Origin of the sequence: Streptomyces sp. NPDC085481, assembly GCF_044541845.1 — a bacterium.
Classification (GTDB): Bacteria; Actinomycetota; Actinomycetes; order Streptomycetales; family Streptomycetaceae; genus Streptomyces.
Genome location: NZ_JBITTJ010000001.1, coordinates 790,716 through 805,418, shown reverse-complemented (window position 1 = coordinate 805,418; position 14,703 = coordinate 790,716). Strand labels below are relative to the sequence as shown.

Sequence of the window (14,703 nt, the reverse complement as noted above, 5' to 3'; positions counted from 1 at the left end):
CTATCAGAATAGGGCCGGGAGGCCGGCGAGGTCGGCGGGAGGAGCGAGGCCCGGCGAGGCCCGGAGAGGCCCGGCGAGGTGGGCGGGAGACGCGCGGCCGGCGGGAGAAGCGCGGCCGGCCCAGGTCGCGGTCAGCCCAGGTCGACGCCGCTCGCGCGGAGCATGTCGTCGCGCTCGACGATCTTCACGCGCTCGCGGCCCTGCGGCTCGCCGAGCGCCTTCTCGGCGGCGTCGAGCGCGTACCAGCCCTCCCACGTGGTGTACGTGAGGCCCTTGCTCTCCAGGAAGGACACGACCGCGCCCTCCTCCGGGGACTCGGGGGCGAGGAGCCGGCCGTTCGCGTGGTCGTCGAGCAGGTTGGCCACGGTCTCGTTGGCGTCGCCCTTGGTGTGGCCGATGAGGCCGACGGGGCCGCGCCGGATCCAGCCGGTGACGTAGGTGGAGGCCATGTGCTCGCCGGTCTCCTCGACCACCCGGCCGCCCTCGTCCGGGACGGTGCCGCTGGCCGTGTCCCAGGGCAGCTTGGGCAGCTCGTCGGAGAGGTAGCCGACGGCGCGGTAGACGGCCTGGACGTCCCAGTCGGTGGTCTGGCCGGTGCTCTTGACGTTGCCGGTGCCGTCCAGCTCGGTGCGCTCGGTGCGCAGGCCGACGACCTGGCCGTCCTCGCCGAGGATCTCGACGGGGGACTCGAAGAAGTGCAGGAAGAGCTTGTGCGGGCGGTCGCCGATGTCGCGGATCGCCCAGTTCTCCAGGGTCTTGGCGACCATGTCGGTCTGCTTGTTCTTGCGGCGCTCGGCGATCGAGCCCTCGTCGTAGTCGATGTCCTCGGGGTTGACGATGACCTCGATGTTGGGGGAGTGGTCCAGCTCGCGCAGCTCCATGGGGCTGAACTTGGCCTGGGCCGGCCCGCGACGGCCGAAGACGTGGATCTCCACGGCCTTGTTGACCTTGAGACCGTCGTAGACGTTCGGCGGGATCTCGGTCGGCAGCAGCTCGTCCGCGGTCTTGGCGAGGATGCGGGAGATGTCGAGGGCGACGTTGCCGACGCCGAGGACGGCGACCTTCTCGGCCTCCAGGGGCCAGGTGCGCGGGACGTCCGGGTGGCCGTCGTACCAGGAGGCGAAGTCGGCGGCGCCGTAGGAGCCTTCGAGCTCGACGCCCGGTATCCGCAGCTCGCGGTCGGCCATGGCGCCGGTGGAGAAGATCACGGCGTCGTAGAAGGCGCGCAGGTCGTCGAGGTGGACGTCGGTGCCGTAGTCGACGTTGCCGAAGAGTCGGACCTGCGGCTTGTCGAGGACCTGGTGGAGGGCGGTGATGATGCCCTTGATGCGGGGGTGGTCGGGCGCGACGCCGTAGCGGATGAGGCCGAAGGGGGCCGGCATCCGCTCGAAGAGGTCGATGGACACACCCGGCTCGGCGGCGGCCTCGGACTTCAGCAGCGCATCAGCGGCGTAGATCCCGGCGGGGCCGGCGCCGACGATCGCGACCCGGAGGGGGCGGGGCATGACGGGGTTCCCTTCGCAAACGACGAGACGGCGGAAGCCCGCCGCACTTAGGTCACCCTAAATAACGCTGCAAGTGATCCGGTACCCGCCCCCGGTCTATGGGCTCATAAGGCGGACTTATGGGTTCCATAAGGGGGTGGTTGGGGGGTGGATAAGGGGAGCGTGAGGGGTGTGATTTGGGGCGGCTTGATGCATTTAGGGTGGGTTTCCATGCGGAATTGGATGTTCGGTGGGGTTTACGGCACGGTCCTGGCCAGCGCGCTGCTGGCGGCGTTGCAGAGCGAGGGCGAGCAGTTCACGCCCGTCTACGACGCGCTGTGGATCCTGGTCACGGCGGTGGCCTCGGGCCTCGTGCACGGATATGCCCACCACATGGCGACCCACCACACCGGCAGCGCCACGGTCCGCTGGCGGCGTCTGGTCACCGCGCTGGGCGAGGAGTGGCCGGTGGTGGTCGCCAGCCTGCCCACCGTCGCCCTGCTCCTGCTGGCAGGCGCGGCCAACTGGGACGAGCCCCCGGTCACGACCGCCGGCCTGGCGCTCAACACGCTGCTACTGGGGGCGTGGGGCACCGTCGCCGCCCTCAAGTCCGGGTACCGGCGGCGGTCGGCGGTCCTGGTGGGGGCGGCGGACGCGACGATCGGGCTCGCTATCGCGGTGGCGAACGCGCTCATCAAGTAGGGGTGGTGGCGAACGCGCTCATCAAGGAGGGGTGGGGGCCGTGTTCGTCGGGGTCTTGGGCCCTTGTGGTGGGCGTTCCTGGTGGGCTTCTGGTGCGGCCGCCCTCTTTCCGAGAGTCGCGCCTTCCGCCACCGCGTCAAGGGCGCTCCCTGCGGTCGCGTCGCTGCGCGATGGCCTTCGGCCACCCTTGACCCGGTGGCTCCAGGCGCGAAGAACCTCTCGGAGGGCGGCCGGGGGGCGGGGCCGCGCGGCGAGGCCGGGTGGTGGCGGGGCGCCGTGGGCGGCCGTCGGTCCGGTGGGTGGTGAGGCCGGGTAGTGGTCGGGGTGTGCGAGCCGGTGCGGCGGGTGGGTGGTGAGGCCGGGTAGTGGCTGGGGTGCGTGAGTGGGTGCGGCGGGGTGGGTGGGGGCTTGGCTAGTGGTGGGGGTGGGCGGGTCCCTTCCGGCCGGTTGGTGGTGCGCGGCAGTGGAGTGGGGTGCACCGTCCCGGCTTGGCGGCGGACGGCCGTCGTCCGGCGGGGCTTCAGGCCCCGCTGGTCACCCCCGGCGGTGCATTCTCCGACCTCGCGCGCCGGGATGGGACGGCAGTGCGCTCGTGTGACGTGTGAGGCGACTTCGGGCCGTCCGGGGGCGTGGAGAACGGGGTTTGCATCATCCGCCGCCGCCGGATGGGACGGGGGATCACTCGTGTGACGCGAGGGGCAGCCCCAGCCGACCCGGGGACGTGGGGAACGGAGTTTGCACCACCCGCGACCACCCGACGGGACGGGGGATCACTCGTGTGACGGGAGAGGCAGCCCCAGCCGACCCGGGGGCTTGGGGAACGGAGTTTGCACCACCCGCGACCACCCGACGGGACGGGAGATCACTCGTGTGACGCGAGGGGCAGCCCCAGCCGACCCGGAGGTGTGGGGAACGGGGTTTGCACCGCCCGCGACCACCCGACGGGACGGGGGATCCCTCGTGTGACGGGAGTGACTTGGCTCCCTGCTGGCCCCTCCACCCACCGGCGGTGATCAGCGGGGCTTGAAGCCCGGCCGGGCGACGGCCGTCGGTCGCTGAGCCGGGTCGGTGCACCCCATGCCACTGCCGCGCGCCACCAACCGGCCGGAAGGGCCCCCACCCGCCCCCGCCACAAGCCGAGCCCCCACCCCACCGAGCCGCACGCGCCACTCCCACCCCGGCCGCTACCCGGGCTCACCACCCACCGGGCCGCACATGGGAACCGCACCCCCACCACTACCCGGGCTCACCACCCACCGGCCTGCTCGCCGCCCTGCCACCCCGACCGCTACCCGGCCTGGTCGCGCGGCCCCGCCCCCCGGCCGCCCTCCGAGTGTGAAAGGGCCCCCGGAGCCGCCGGGTCAAGGGTGGCCGTAGGCCATCGCGGAGCGACGCGACCAACGGGAGCGCCCTTGACGCGGTGGTGGAGGGGGCCACACTCGGAAAGAGGGCGGCCGCACCAGAAGCCCGCAAGGAACGGACACCCCTGGGGCCTACAGTCGTCACGACGACGTGGTCGATCCCGCCCGGAGGCTTCCCATCCCAGCCGTTCGTCAGGTCGAAGACGTGGCGGCCGACGACCGTCACCCCGATCTGGTCCCAGTACGGCCGGGTGTAGGGGTAGGACGTCTGCGACACCTTCAGCTGACCGCTCTCGTCCGACGGGACGTCACCGCTGGTCAACCAGTCGAAGAGTGGTCCGGGCTGGTCGTTCTCGTCCGCGACGAAGCCGTCCACCGACACCGAGCTGTACATGACCACCTTGCCCACGGAGCTCTCCTCTGCCTTGGGGGCCCCAAAGCAGTGTGCCGTGAGCTGTCGCTCTTGGCGGTAGGTGAGGGCGCGAGTGTTGCGTCACGCGGTGAACGCGATGACGCAGAGCAGCCCGAACAGGCCGAGGGTCGCTCCGCAGAGGAGCAGGGCGAGCAGGGCCACCCACAGCCGTGCGACGACGGAGAAGTTGCCGATGACGGTGGCCGGCTTGCGCGGGTGGTAGCTGACCTCGGCCCGGCTGCCGCCGTACTGCTTGCGGTACCTGTGGGTCTCGCCGTTCAGGTCCGTGTACTCGTACACCCTCGTCGAAGGGATGCGGAACGCGAACTCCGCCATCACCGTGACACCGTGCCTGGGCAGCCACCACATCATGAAGGCCCGCTCCGCCGTGTACGCGCTCACCGCAGTCAGGACCCAGCCGATGACCCCCAGGATCCAGATGAGCACGAGGAGGGCGGGCTCGCCGGCGACGACGACGGCCACGGACTGGGCCAGGAGCAGAGTGAGCACGGGGGCCGTCAGCCAGAAGGCCCAGCTTTTGAGGAGCGGCTGCTTGGGGGGCTGGGACTCGGCCAGGTTGCGGGTCGTGACGAGCGTGGCGCCGTCCGTCGACGGGTCCGGCTCCGGTAGTTCGAGCAGCGCCAGGTTCACCGCCTCCGCGAACGCCTCCACCGCGGCCTCACTGACGCCGTCCACCCGGTGTACGACGGGCTGGGCACCGCCCGGTGCGCGGAGCTGCACGCTGACCGACCGCCCGTCGGGCAGGACGCCCCGGACGGCCTGCAGGGGGATGCGGTGCTCCTCGTCACCCCTGCGCAAGGTCAGCGCGCCGTCCGTCTCGTGACGGAGGACCGTTCCGCCGCTGCCGCGCAGGACCAGGGCCGAGGGTGAGATCGCCATGCGCATGATCGTATGGCGCTGTTGAAGGTTTTGTGGAGAGGGGCGGGAACGTGAGCCGTTGGACGCTTGACGAGAGAAACCACCACCAGTGGTGGTGGATACCCCTTGCCGTCGTGGTCATGGCGGTGGCGACCTGGGGGGTTCTCGGGATGGTCGAGGGGAGTTGTGTGCGCGGGCCCAGCGGTGGCTGCTCGCCCGCGGACGGCCACGAGCTGCGCTGGTGGCTGATGTTCCTCTCGTACCTGCCGACGTTCTTCGTCGTCGGCACCGGAGCCACCACGCACCGCTGGCCACCCGCCGTCGGCGTCGCCCTCGGGGGCGCGGGCGGCGCGGTGTACGCGCTGACGCAGGGGCGCACGACGGCGTACGTGGTCACCGCGAGCATCCTCCTCGCGCTCGCGGTGCTCGCGCCGGTGCAGACCTGGCGCCGTCAGCGGAGGACTGCCGTCAGCCCTTGAGGCCGCTGACGAAGTCCGCCCAGGCGGTGGCGGGGACTACGAGGGCCGGGCCGGCGGGGTTCTTGCTGTCACGGACCGGGACGACGCCGGGGACGTCGTCCAGGACCTCGACGCAGTTGCCACCTTCGCCGTTGCTGTAGCTGCTCTTGCGCCAGGCGGCGCCGGCGAAGTCGTACGAGACTTCGACGCAGTCGCCGCCCTGGCTGTTGCTGTAGGAGTTCTTGAACCAGTGGGCGTTGTTCAGGTCGTACTCGCGCATCGTCTGAAGTCCTCCGCCGCCGACTCGATCAGGGCCAGGGACGCCTCCGGCGACAGCGCGGCGACCCTCAGCAGATCGTAGGCGCGCTGTGCTCGCTTCACCACAGCCGGATCGTCGAGGAGCGTCCCCGAAAACGACGTCTCCGTATAAGCCGTTGGGGGCTGGTCCTCGAACTCCATGAGCCGTAGTGAACCGTCCATGGAGGCGTGTGCACCAGCCGTGCGTGGCACTAGCGCCACCAGCACCGCCCGCTCACGCATCAGCCTCGCGATGTGCTCCACCTGTGCGGCCATGACCGCCGGACCGCCCACGGGGGCGCGTACTGCGTTCTCGTGCAACACGACCCAATACTCCGGCCTTGTAGCGTCCTTGAGAATGGCTGCTCGCTCTATACGCGAGCTGACCTTCTCCTCGACGTACTCCTCCGTGGCGAACGGGTTCGCCGCGATCGTCACCGCCCGCGCGTACTCCTCCGTCTGTAACAACCCCGGCACCACCGTCGGCGCGTACTCGCAGATCTTCGTCGCCAGCTTCTCCAACTCGGCCACCTCGTGGAAATAATCCGCGTACGGCGACTTGTTGATGAGCGAGCGACACGTCCGTTCGAAAATACCGCCGGTTTGTAGCACCTCGTCGATTCTCTTCGCCACATCCAGCTGCGGCTTCCGAATCCCCTGCTCGAACAGGCCGATGTACGCCCCGGACACGAACACCCGTGCGCCCAGCTCGGTCTGCGAGAGGGCCGCGGATTCCCGTCGTTCCTTCAGAAGCCCGCCGAAGAACTCCCACGCTTCTTGTTGCCTGGCTTTGGCCATTGATTAACTCCTGACCCCCACACCGCGGTTGTAGACCCAGCGCATCTGCCGATTCTACGGATCTGCCGTCACGCTCGTCGGAGTAAGCGGGAAATGGATTCGGAAAGGGATGCGTTGGCGATGAAGAACGAAGGAACCGAAGGAACCAATGGAACCGAAGGAACCGTGGAAGCAGCGGCGGAGGCGGTGGCGGCATTGCGCGACGCGCTCGTACGGGCGGGAATCACGCTCCCTTCCCTCGGGCTCGACGCGCTCACCCTCGCTGCCGAGCCGCCCCGGCCGCTGATCGAATTGGGGCGCTGCACGGTGGCGACGGCGCGACTGCTCGCCGCCGCGCTGGCGCGGTAAGGAGGTCGGTCATGGAACCGCCCATCGGGGCGTACGTCGTCGACACGCGTACGGGGAAGGTCGGCACCGTGATGGGCCACGAGGGGCCCTACCTCCAGGTGCGGCCCATCGGCGGCGGGCGCGAGTGGGACTGCGAGCCGGACGGTGTCCGGGTCGCGACGGCGGCGGAGCGGCTGCGCGCGGCGACGGCGCATGCGAACGCGCGCAGCCGGGGGGAGGTGCCCTGAGGGCCAGAGGGTCCGAGGGTCCGAGGGAGTGCAGGCTCCGAGGCGGTGCAGGCCCCGAGGGTCTGCGGGCGCCCCCGAAGGAGTGCGCGGCCCGAGGGGTGCGTCTCCGGCCCGGCCGCAGGCTCCTCGCGGCCTTCCTCGCCGCCGCCCCCCCCGCACGTGGTGAACGCCGCCCCCGAGCCGTGCCCGCCCCGCCCCCCTCGTACGCGAGAATGGGGCCATGAGTCTGTTCCGCGACGACGGCATCGTGCTGCGCACCCAGAAGCTGGGTGAAGCGGACCGCATCATCACGCTCCTCACACGCGGTCACGGACGCGTACGCGCCGTCGCGCGCGGGGTGCGCCGGACCAAGTCGAAGTTCGGGGCGCGGCTCGAACCGTTCTCCCACGTGGACGTGCAGTTCTTCGCCCGGGGGAGTGAGCTCATCGGGCGCGGGCTGCCGCTGTGCACGCAGAGCGAGACCATCGCCGCGTACGGCGGCGGGATCGTCACCGACTACGCCCGTTACACCGCCGGCACCGCCATGCTCGAGACGGCGGAACGGTTCACCGACCACGAGGGCGAGCCGGCCGTCCAGCAGTACCTTCTGCTCGTCGGCGGGTTGCGCACCCTCGCGCGGGGCGAGCACGCGCCGCACCTCATCCTCGACGCCTTCCTGCTGCGCTCGCTCGCGGTCAACGGCTACGCGCCCAGTTTCGACGACTGTGCGCGATGCGGACTTCCCGGGCCGAACCGGTTCTTTTCGGTCGCAGCGGGCGGAGTCATATGCGCGGACTGCCGGGTGCCCGGAAGCGTCGTACCCTCTGCTGAGGCCGTAGGGCTGCTCAGCGCGCTGCTCACCGGCGACTGGGACACGGCGGACGCGTGCGAGCCGCGTCACGTCAGGGAGGGCAGCGGCCTTGTGTCCGCCTATCTGCACTGGCACCTGGAACGCGGGCTGCGCTCGCTGCGGTACGTAGAGAAGAGCTAGGAGATCCATCGCCATGGCCATCGCACGACGCGGAATCCTCGGACGGCAGCGCCGGGAGTACAAGGTTCCCGAGCCGCACCCGTCCGGCGCGCACCCGCCGAAGCTCCCCTCGGAGCTCGTGCCGAACCACGTCGCCTGCGTGATGGACGGCAACGGCCGCTGGGCCAAGGAGCGCGGCCTGCCCCGCACCGAGGGGCACAAGGTCGGCGAGGGCGTCGTCCTCGACGTGCTCAAGGGCTGCCTGGAGCTCGGCGTGAAGAACCTCTCCCTCTACGCCTTCTCTACGGAGAACTGGAAGCGGTCGCCCGAGGAGGTCCGCTTCCTCATGAACTTCAACCGCGACGTCATCCGCCGCCGCCGCGACGAGATGGACGAGCTGGGCATCCGGATCCGCTGGGTCGGCCGCATGCCCAAGATGTGGAAGTCGGTCGTCCAGGAGCTCCAGATCGCCCAGGAGCAGACCAAGAACAACGACGCCATGACGCTCTACTTCTGTGTCAACTACGGCGGCCGCGCCGAGGTCGCCGACGCGGCCCAGGCCATCGCCCGGGACGTCGCGGCGGGCCGGCTCGACCCGTCGAAGGTCAACGAGAAGACCTTCCAGAAGTACCTGTACTACCCGGACATGCCGGATGTCGACCTGTTCCTGCGCCCCAGCGGCGAGCAGCGCACCTCCAACTACCTGATCTGGCAGAGCAGCTACGCGGAGATGGTCTTCCAGGACGTCCTGTGGCCCGACTTCGACCGCCGTGACCTGTGGCGCGCCTGCGTCGAGTACGCCTCGCGCGACCGCCGCTTCGGCGGCGTGGACGCGGCGGACCTGGCCGTGCTCGACAAGGCCTGACCGACGATGACGGGGATTCCTGAGAACGGCCGGCGAGCGCGGCGTGCTCGTCGGCCGGGGCCGCCAGCTCGTGGAGTGTGAGGGCCGGGTAACACGCCTGAGGCCGTGACCGTTTGCGGTGTCCCCGCGCGACGACGTTGGGGGCGCGCCTACCATGAAGTTATGGCGACGGTGCAGGTCAACGGGCTAGAGGTCGCTTACGACCGCGTGGGCGAGGGGCCGCCCGTGGTGTTCCTGCACGGTGCGGCAGAGGACGCCCGCGTCTGGCGGCCGCAACTCGAGGCACTGGCAGATGCATTCACGGTCGTGGCCTGGGACGAGCCCGGAGCGGGCCGCTCTTCCGACGTCCCCGAGTCCTTCGTCCTCGCGGACTATGCCCACTGTCTGGCTGCGGTCGTGGAGTCGCTGCGGCTTGGTCCGGCGCACATCGCCGGTATCTCCTGGGGCGGCACCCTCGCCCTGGAGTTCTACCGCCACCACGCGGACCTCGTGAGCACGCTGATCCTCGTCGACACCTACGCGGGCTGGAAGGGCTCCTTGCCGGCGGAGGAGGTGCGGGCCCGGGTCGAGGGCGCGCGCCGGATGCTGGCCGCGCCGCGCGGTGCGTTCGATCCGACCCTGCCCGGACTGTTCGCCGGCGAGCCGCCCGCCGCGTACGTACCGCTGTTGGACGCGATCGCGGCCGTCGTACGCCCGGAGACCATGCGGACGCAGCTATCCCTCATGGCCGAGACGGATCAGCGGGATCTTCTGCCCACCGTCTCGGTGCCCACCCTGTTGCTCTGGGGAGAGCAGGACGTGCGCTCGCCACTGGGCGTCGCGCGACAGTTCCAGGAAGCGATCCCGGATGCCGAGCTGGTCGTGATCCCGGGCGCGGGGCACGTCAGCCACTTGGAACGGCCCGAGGAGTTCAACCGGGCCGTGCGCGGCTTCTGCCACACCCACTCGTGAGCCGGCGCCGGGTCCTCACCGCGTGGCGGACGGTGGCGCAGGCAGGCGTGACGCGACGAGCCGTGAGGCGCCGAGGCGTGAGGCGATGACGCGACGGGCCCGCACCGGAATCCTCCGGTGCGGGCCCGTCGCGTACGTCTCGTGGCCTGTCGGTACGGCTACTTCGCCGCGCACTCCGCGCAGGTGCCGAAGATCTCCACCGTGTGCGCCACGTTCACGAAGCCGTGCTCGGACGCGATCGTCTCGGCCCACTGCTCCACGGCCGGGCCCTCCACCTCGACGGCCTTGCCGCAGACGCGGCAGACCAGATGGTGGTGGTGGTCGCCGGTGGAACAGCGGCGGTAGACCGTCTCGCCGTCGCTGGTGCGCAGCGCGTCCACCTCGCCCGCGTCCGCGAGGGACTGCAGCGTCCGGTAGACGGTGGTGAGGCCGACGGAGTCGCCGCGGTGCTTGAGCATGTCGTGCAGCTCCTGGGCGCTGCGGAACTCGTCCACCTCGTTCAGCGCCGCCGAGACGGCGGCCCGCTGTTTGGTCGAGCGGCCTCGTACGGGGGGTCCTGCCGTCACCACGGGGGCCTCCTTGAATCCTTGTCTGCCCCCGCCATTCTGCCAGTCCCCCGTTCCCCGGTCGGTCCGCCGAGCCTTCCCCGGGTCAGACCTTCACGTCGTCCGCCGGGCGGCGGGTCGCCGGAAGGGGCGCGTCGCAGGCGTGCGCGGCGGCCTCGGCGGCCCGGGCGCGGCGCCGGGCGAGCGGGGTCGCGAGGAGCGTCAGGGCGATGAAGACGCCGATCGCGAGGAGCACGATCGTCGCGCCGGGCGGCACGTCCTGGTAGTACGAGGTGACGGTGCCGGCCAGGGTGACGCCGGTGCCGATCACGACGGCGAGCACGAAGGTCGTACGGAAGGACCGGGACAGCTGCTGGGCGGCGGCCACCGGGACCACCATCAGCGCGCTGACCAGGAGCAGGCCGACCACGCGCATGGCGACCGTGACGGTCACGGCGGCGGTGACCGCGATCAGCAGGTTCAGGAAGCGCACCGGCAGGCCGGTGACGCGGGCGAACTCCTCGTCCTGGCTGACCGCGAACAGCTGGCGGCGCAGGCCGACCGTGACCAGGACCACGAAGGCGGCGAGGATGCCGATCGCCGTGACGTCCTCGGCGGAGACCGTCGACAGGGAGCCGAACAGGAACGAGTTGAGGTTCGCGTTGGAGCCGGTCGGCGAGAGGTTGATCAGCAGGACGCCGCCGGCCATGCCGCCGTAGAAGAGCAGCGCGAGGGCGAGGTCGCCGCGGGTCTTGCCGTACGCCCGGATCAGCTCCATCGCGACCGCGCCCGCGACGGCGACGGCGGTGGCCATCCAGACGGGGCTGGCGTTCAGCAGGAAGCCCAGGCCGACGCCGGTCATGGCGACATGGCCGATGCCGTCGCCCATGAGTGCCTGGCGGCGCTGGACGAGGTAGATGCCGACGGCGGGCGCGGTGATGCCGACGAGGACGGCCGCGATGAGCGCCCGCTGCATGAAGGCGAGCTGGAGGAATTCCATGATCAGGTCAGCTTCCTCAGGTCAGCAGACCCGTGCGGAGCGGCTCGTCGGCCGCGTGCGGATGGACGTGGTCGTGGCCGGGCAGCGCGTGCTGGCCGACGGCCTGCGGCGGCGGGCCGTCGTGGACGACGCAGCCGTCGCGCAGGACGACCGCGCGGTCGATCAGGGGCTCCAGCGGGCCGAGCTCGTGCAGGACGAGGAGGACGGAGGTGCCGCCGGCGACCTGCTCGCGCAGGGTGCCGGCGAGGATCTCCTGGCTGGCCAGGTCGACGCCGGCCATCGGCTCGTCCATGATCAGCAGCTCCGGCTCGGAGGCGAGCGCGCGGGCGATCAGCACGCGCTGGTGCTGGCCGCCGGAGAGGGCGGCGACGGAATCGCGCGCGCGGTCGGTCAGGCCGACCAGCTCGATGGCGCGGTCGACGGCGGCCCGGTCGGCCTTCGTCGGCCAGCCGAACCGCTTGCGGGAGAGCCGGCCGGACGTGACGACCTCGCGGATGGTGGCGGGAACCCCGCTCGCGGCGGTGGTCCGCTGCGGTACGTAGCCGATCCGGGCCCAGTCGCGGAACCGCTTCTGCGCGGTGCCGAAGAGCTCGATCGTGCCGCCGGTCAGCGGCACCTGGCCGATGACGGAGCGGACGGCGGTCGACTTGCCGGAGCCGTTGGCGCCGAGCAGCGCGACGACCTCACCGCGCCGGACGGTGAGGTCGACGCCGCGCAGGACGGGGCGCGAGCCGAGGGCCGCGGTGGCTCCGCGGACGGAGATGACGGGCTCGTCGCTCACAGCTCGCTCCTTGGTCACTTGGCGCCGAGTGCGGTCTTCAGCGCGGCGAGGTTGGACTGCATGACCTCGATGTAGTCATCGCCCTTGGACGCGTCCGTGATTCCCTCCAGCGGGTCGAGCACGTCGGTCTTGAGGCCGGTGTCGCGCGCGAGGGTCTTGGCGGTCTTGTCGCTGGCCAGGGTCTCGAAGAAGACGGTGGTGACCTTGTCCTTCCTCGCGATGTCCTGGAGCTCCTTGACGCGGGCGGGGCTCGGCTCGGCCTCGGGGGCCATGCCGGAGATGCCCTCCTGCTCCAGGCCGTAGCGCTCCGCGAGGTAGCCGAAGGCGGAGTGGGTGGTGATGAAGGTCTTGGAGGCGGTGTTCTTCAGACCGGTCTCGAACGCCGTGTTCAGGTCGCCGAGCTGCTTCACCAGGGTGGCGGTGTTCTTCTTGTAGTCGGCGGCGTGGGCCGGGTCGGCCTTCTCGAAGGCGGCTCCGACGCCCTTGGCGACCTCCGCGTACTTCACGGGGTCGAGCCAGATGTGCGGGTCGGCGCCGGCCTCGGAGGAGTGGTCGTGGCCTTCGTGGCTGTCGTGCCCGGCCTCGGAGCCGTGATCCGCCTCGGCGCCGTGCTCGTGGCCGCCTGCCTCGGCGCCGTGCCTTTCGAGCGTCGTGAGGGTGGCGGCGTCGACGGTGTTCTCGACGCCGGCCTGCTGGATGGCGGCGTCGACGGCGGGCTGGACGCCCTTGAGGTAGACGACGAGGTCCGCGTCGGCGAGGTCGCCGATCTGGCGCGGCTTGAGCTCCAGGTCGTGCGGCTCGACGCCCGGCTTGGTGAGGGTGTCGACGGCCACGTGGCCGCCGCCTATCCGCTCGGCCAGGAACTGCATGGGGTAGAACGACGCGACGACGTCAAGCTTCCCGCCGTTTCCGCTGCCGCCCTTGTCGGCGGCGTCGGAGGTACCGGAGCACGCGGAGAGGGTCACGAGACCGAGGGCGACTGCTCCGGCGACGGCGGTGGTGGGTATCAGACGGCGTACGTTCATGACACTCATTTTCAACAAAACTGGAAACGGTTGTCAATTGCCGTACCTGTGTCCCGCCCCACTCCGGGCCGCGCCCCGGGCCGTGGGCGAACCGATTTGATACGGGGGGTGCGGGCGCCGGTAACCTGAGGCATTCGCACTTCGTCGTCGTAATGAAGAGAGCACCGTGGCCGCCGACAAGATCGACACCATCGTCAGCCTGAGCAAGCGCCGTGGCTTCGTCTACCCGTGCAGTGAGATCTACGGCGGTCAGAAGGCCGCCTGGGACTACGGGCCGCTGGGCGTCGAACTCAAGGAGAACCTGAAGCGCCAGTGGTGGCGTTACATGGTCACCGCGCGCGAGGACGTCGTCGGCATCGACTCGTCGGTGATCCTGGCCACCGAGGTCTGGGAGGCCTCCGGCCACGTCGCCACGTTCACCGACCCGCTGACCGAGTGCACCTCCTGCCACAAGCGCTACCGCGCCGACCACCTGGAGGAGGCGTACGAGGAGAAGCACGGCCGCCTCCCCGAGAACGGCCTCGTCGACCTCAACTGCCCCAACTGCGGCAACAAGGGCACCTTCACCGAGCCCAAGCAGTTCTCCGGCCTGCTCTCCACCCACCTCGGCCCGACCCAGGACACCGGCTCCGTCGCCTACCTGCGTCCCGAGACCGCGCAGGGCATCTTCACCAACTTCGGTCAGGTGCAGCAGACCTCGCGCAAGAAGCCGCCGTTCGGCATCGCGCAGATGGGCAAGTCCTTCCGGAACGAGATCACTCCGGGCAACTTCATCTTCCGCACCCGCGAGTTCGAGCAGATGGAGATGGAGTTCTTCGTCAAGCCGGGCGAGGACGAGCAGTGGCACGAGTACTGGATGGAGCAGCGCTGGAACTGGTACACCGGCCTGGGTCTCCGTGAGGAGAACATGCGCTGGTTCGAGCACCCGAAGGAGAAGCTCTCCCACTACTCGAAGCGCACCGCCGACATCGAGTACCGCTTCTCGTTCGGCGGCAGCGAGTGGGGCGAGCTCGAGGGTGTCGCCAACCGCACCGACTACGACCTGAACGCGCACTCCAAGGCCTCCGGCGCCAACCTGACGTACCACGACCAGGAGTCCGGCGAGCGCTGGACGCCGTACGTCATCGAGCCCGCCGCCGGTGTCGGCCGCGCGATGCTGGCCTTCCTGCTCGACGCCTACACCGAGGACGAGGCCCCCAACGCCAAGGGCGTCATGGAGAAGCGCGTCGTCCTGCGTCTGGACCCGCGCCTGGCCCCGATCAAGGTCGCCGTCCTGCCGCTGTCCCGCAACCCGCAGCTCTCCCCGAAGGCCAAGGGCCTGGCGGCGGACCTGCGGCAGAACTGGAACATCGAGTTCGACGACGCCGGCGCCATCGGCCGCCGCTACCGCCGTCAGGACGAGATCGGTACCCCGTTCTGCGTCACCGTCGACTTCGACACCCTCGAGGACAACGCGGTGACCGTGCGCGAGCGCGACACCATGAAGCAGGAGCGCGTCTCCCTCGACCAGATCCAGGGCTACCTGGCGACCCGCCTGGTGGGTTGCTGATCACCCTGGTCCCGTAGGGATCCCGTACGGCGAAGCCCCCGGTTCCGTTCCCGGAACCGGGGGCTTCGCCGT

At 70.4% G+C, this 14,703-nt stretch carries 16 protein-coding genes and 1 pseudogene; 8 read left to right on the top strand and 9 right to left on the bottom strand.

Annotated elements, in window-relative coordinates:
* Window positions 1-131 precede the first annotated feature (131 nt).
* Window positions 132-1,505 (bottom strand): FAD-dependent oxidoreductase, encoded by a 1,374-nt coding sequence (locus ACIGEZ_RS03745; RefSeq protein ID WP_399825200.1) that lies wholly within the window; start codon window positions 1,503-1,505, stop codon window positions 132-134.
* A 210-nt stretch (window positions 1,506-1,715) separates the two neighbouring features.
* On the opposite strand from ACIGEZ_RS03745, the gene ACIGEZ_RS03740 reads away from it, so the two are divergent.
* Window positions 1,716-2,186, top strand: coding sequence for a hypothetical protein (locus ACIGEZ_RS03740; RefSeq protein WP_399825197.1), 471 nt, complete (start codon window positions 1,716-1,718; stop codon window positions 2,184-2,186).
* Window positions 2,187-3,674: 1,488 nt separating this feature from the next.
* Here ACIGEZ_RS03740 and ACIGEZ_RS03735 read toward each other — a convergent pair.
* A pseudogene (locus ACIGEZ_RS03735) lies at window positions 3,675-3,956 on the bottom strand (dihydrofolate reductase); the annotation flags it as partial.
* 84 nt (window positions 3,957-4,040) lie between these two features.
* The gene (locus tag ACIGEZ_RS03730; protein ID WP_399825195.1) at window positions 4,041-4,859 is read right to left on the bottom strand and encodes a hypothetical protein; all 819 of its coding nucleotides are present in this window, start codon (window positions 4,857-4,859) and stop codon (window positions 4,041-4,043) included.
* Window positions 4,860-4,909: 50 nt separating this feature from the next.
* On the opposite strand from ACIGEZ_RS03730, the gene ACIGEZ_RS03725 reads away from it, so the two are divergent.
* Window positions 4,910-5,317 carry a hypothetical protein gene (locus ACIGEZ_RS03725; protein WP_399825193.1) on the top strand — a complete coding sequence of 136 codons (408 nt, stop codon included), beginning with the start codon at window positions 4,910-4,912 and terminating at the stop codon, window positions 5,315-5,317.
* Here ACIGEZ_RS03725 and ACIGEZ_RS03720 read toward each other — a convergent pair.
* Window positions 5,307-5,576: a DUF397 domain-containing protein gene (locus ACIGEZ_RS03720; RefSeq protein WP_399825191.1), complete on the bottom strand. Its 270-nt coding sequence runs from the start codon at window positions 5,574-5,576 to the stop codon at window positions 5,307-5,309. The two genes, ACIGEZ_RS03725 and ACIGEZ_RS03720, sit on opposite strands and share 11 nt — an antisense overlap.
* Window positions 5,558-6,391, bottom strand: coding sequence for a Scr1 family TA system antitoxin-like transcriptional regulator (locus ACIGEZ_RS03715; RefSeq protein ID WP_399825189.1), 834 nt, complete (start codon window positions 6,389-6,391; stop codon window positions 5,558-5,560). Before ACIGEZ_RS03715 ends, ACIGEZ_RS03720 begins: the two co-directional genes overlap by 19 nt.
* Before the next feature lie 120 nt (window positions 6,392-6,511).
* Between ACIGEZ_RS03715 and ACIGEZ_RS03710 the strand changes: the two genes are divergently transcribed.
* The 5 genes from ACIGEZ_RS03710 (at window position 6,512) to ACIGEZ_RS03690 (ending at window position 9,731) form a co-directional block, all read left to right on the top strand.
* Window positions 6,512-6,739 (top strand): hypothetical protein, encoded by a 228-nt coding sequence (locus ACIGEZ_RS03710; RefSeq protein ID WP_399825187.1) that lies wholly within the window; start codon window positions 6,512-6,514, stop codon window positions 6,737-6,739.
* A gap of 11 nt (window positions 6,740-6,750) precedes the next feature.
* Window positions 6,751-6,966: a hypothetical protein gene (locus ACIGEZ_RS03705; RefSeq protein ID WP_399825184.1), complete on the top strand. Its 216-nt coding sequence runs from the start codon at window positions 6,751-6,753 to the stop codon at window positions 6,964-6,966.
* Window positions 6,967-7,186: 220 nt separating this feature from the next.
* Window positions 7,187-7,936, top strand: a complete 750-nt coding sequence (recO, locus tag ACIGEZ_RS03700; protein ID WP_399825182.1) for a DNA repair protein RecO — start codon at window positions 7,187-7,189, stop codon at window positions 7,934-7,936.
* Window positions 7,937-7,955: 19 nt separating this feature from the next.
* Window positions 7,956-8,780, top strand: coding sequence for an isoprenyl transferase (locus tag ACIGEZ_RS03695; protein WP_399826207.1), 825 nt, complete (start codon window positions 7,956-7,958; stop codon window positions 8,778-8,780).
* Window positions 8,781-8,942: 162 nt separating this feature from the next.
* Window positions 8,943-9,731, top strand: coding sequence for an alpha/beta fold hydrolase (locus ACIGEZ_RS03690; protein WP_399825180.1), 789 nt, complete (start codon window positions 8,943-8,945; stop codon window positions 9,729-9,731).
* A gap of 158 nt (window positions 9,732-9,889) precedes the next feature.
* On the opposite strand, the gene ACIGEZ_RS03685 is transcribed toward ACIGEZ_RS03690, so the two are convergent.
* The 4 genes from ACIGEZ_RS03685 to ACIGEZ_RS03670 all read right to left on the bottom strand — a co-directional run bounded on the left by ACIGEZ_RS03685 (window position 9,890) and on the right by ACIGEZ_RS03670 (window position 13,082).
* Complete coding sequence (locus ACIGEZ_RS03685; protein ID WP_399825178.1) at window positions 9,890-10,300, bottom strand: Fur family transcriptional regulator; 411 nt, start codon at window positions 10,298-10,300, stop codon at window positions 9,890-9,892.
* A gap of 82 nt (window positions 10,301-10,382) precedes the next feature.
* Window positions 10,383-11,276, bottom strand: coding sequence for a metal ABC transporter permease (locus tag ACIGEZ_RS03680; RefSeq protein WP_399825176.1), 894 nt, complete (start codon window positions 11,274-11,276; stop codon window positions 10,383-10,385).
* A 16-nt stretch (window positions 11,277-11,292) separates the two neighbouring features.
* Window positions 11,293-12,057: a metal ABC transporter ATP-binding protein gene (locus tag ACIGEZ_RS03675; protein WP_399825174.1), complete on the bottom strand. Its 765-nt coding sequence runs from the start codon at window positions 12,055-12,057 to the stop codon at window positions 11,293-11,295.
* A gap of 14 nt (window positions 12,058-12,071) precedes the next feature.
* Window positions 12,072-13,082, bottom strand: a complete 1,011-nt coding sequence (locus ACIGEZ_RS03670) for a metal ABC transporter substrate-binding protein (protein ID WP_399825172.1) — start codon at window positions 13,080-13,082, stop codon at window positions 12,072-12,074.
* Window positions 13,083-13,248: 166 nt separating this feature from the next.
* Between ACIGEZ_RS03670 and ACIGEZ_RS03665 the strand changes: the two genes are divergently transcribed.
* The gene (locus tag ACIGEZ_RS03665; RefSeq protein ID WP_399825170.1) at window positions 13,249-14,631 is read left to right on the top strand and encodes a glycine--tRNA ligase; all 1,383 of its coding nucleotides are present in this window, start codon (window positions 13,249-13,251) and stop codon (window positions 14,629-14,631) included.
* Window positions 14,632-14,703 lie beyond the last annotated feature (72 nt).

Coding starts and splice junctions, on each gene's coding strand:
- ACIGEZ_RS03745 (WP_399825200.1), bottom strand. CDS start 1,505: ATGCCCCGCCCCCTCCGGGTCGCGATCGTCGGCGCCGGCCCCGCCGGG.
- ACIGEZ_RS03740 (WP_399825197.1), top strand. CDS start 1,716: ATGCGGAATTGGATGTTCGGTGGGGTTTACGGCACGGTCCTGGCCAGC.
- ACIGEZ_RS03730 (WP_399825195.1), bottom strand. CDS start 4,859: ATGGCGATCTCACCCTCGGCCCTGGTCCTGCGCGGCAGCGGCGGAACG.
- ACIGEZ_RS03720 (WP_399825191.1), bottom strand. CDS start 5,576: ATGCGCGAGTACGACCTGAACAACGCCCACTGGTTCAAGAACTCCTAC.
- ACIGEZ_RS03715 (WP_399825189.1), bottom strand. CDS start 6,391: ATGGCCAAAGCCAGGCAACAAGAAGCGTGGGAGTTCTTCGGCGGGCTT.
- ACIGEZ_RS03710 (WP_399825187.1), top strand. CDS start 6,512: ATGAAGAACGAAGGAACCGAAGGAACCAATGGAACCGAAGGAACCGTG.
- ACIGEZ_RS03705 (WP_399825184.1), top strand. CDS start 6,751: ATGGAACCGCCCATCGGGGCGTACGTCGTCGACACGCGTACGGGGAAG.
- recO (WP_399825182.1), top strand. CDS start 7,187: ATGAGTCTGTTCCGCGACGACGGCATCGTGCTGCGCACCCAGAAGCTG.
- ACIGEZ_RS03690 (WP_399825180.1), top strand. CDS start 8,943: ATGGCGACGGTGCAGGTCAACGGGCTAGAGGTCGCTTACGACCGCGTG.
- ACIGEZ_RS03680 (WP_399825176.1), bottom strand. CDS start 11,276: ATGGAATTCCTCCAGCTCGCCTTCATGCAGCGGGCGCTCATCGCGGCC.
- ACIGEZ_RS03670 (WP_399825172.1), bottom strand. CDS start 13,082: ATGAACGTACGCCGTCTGATACCCACCACCGCCGTCGCCGGAGCAGTC.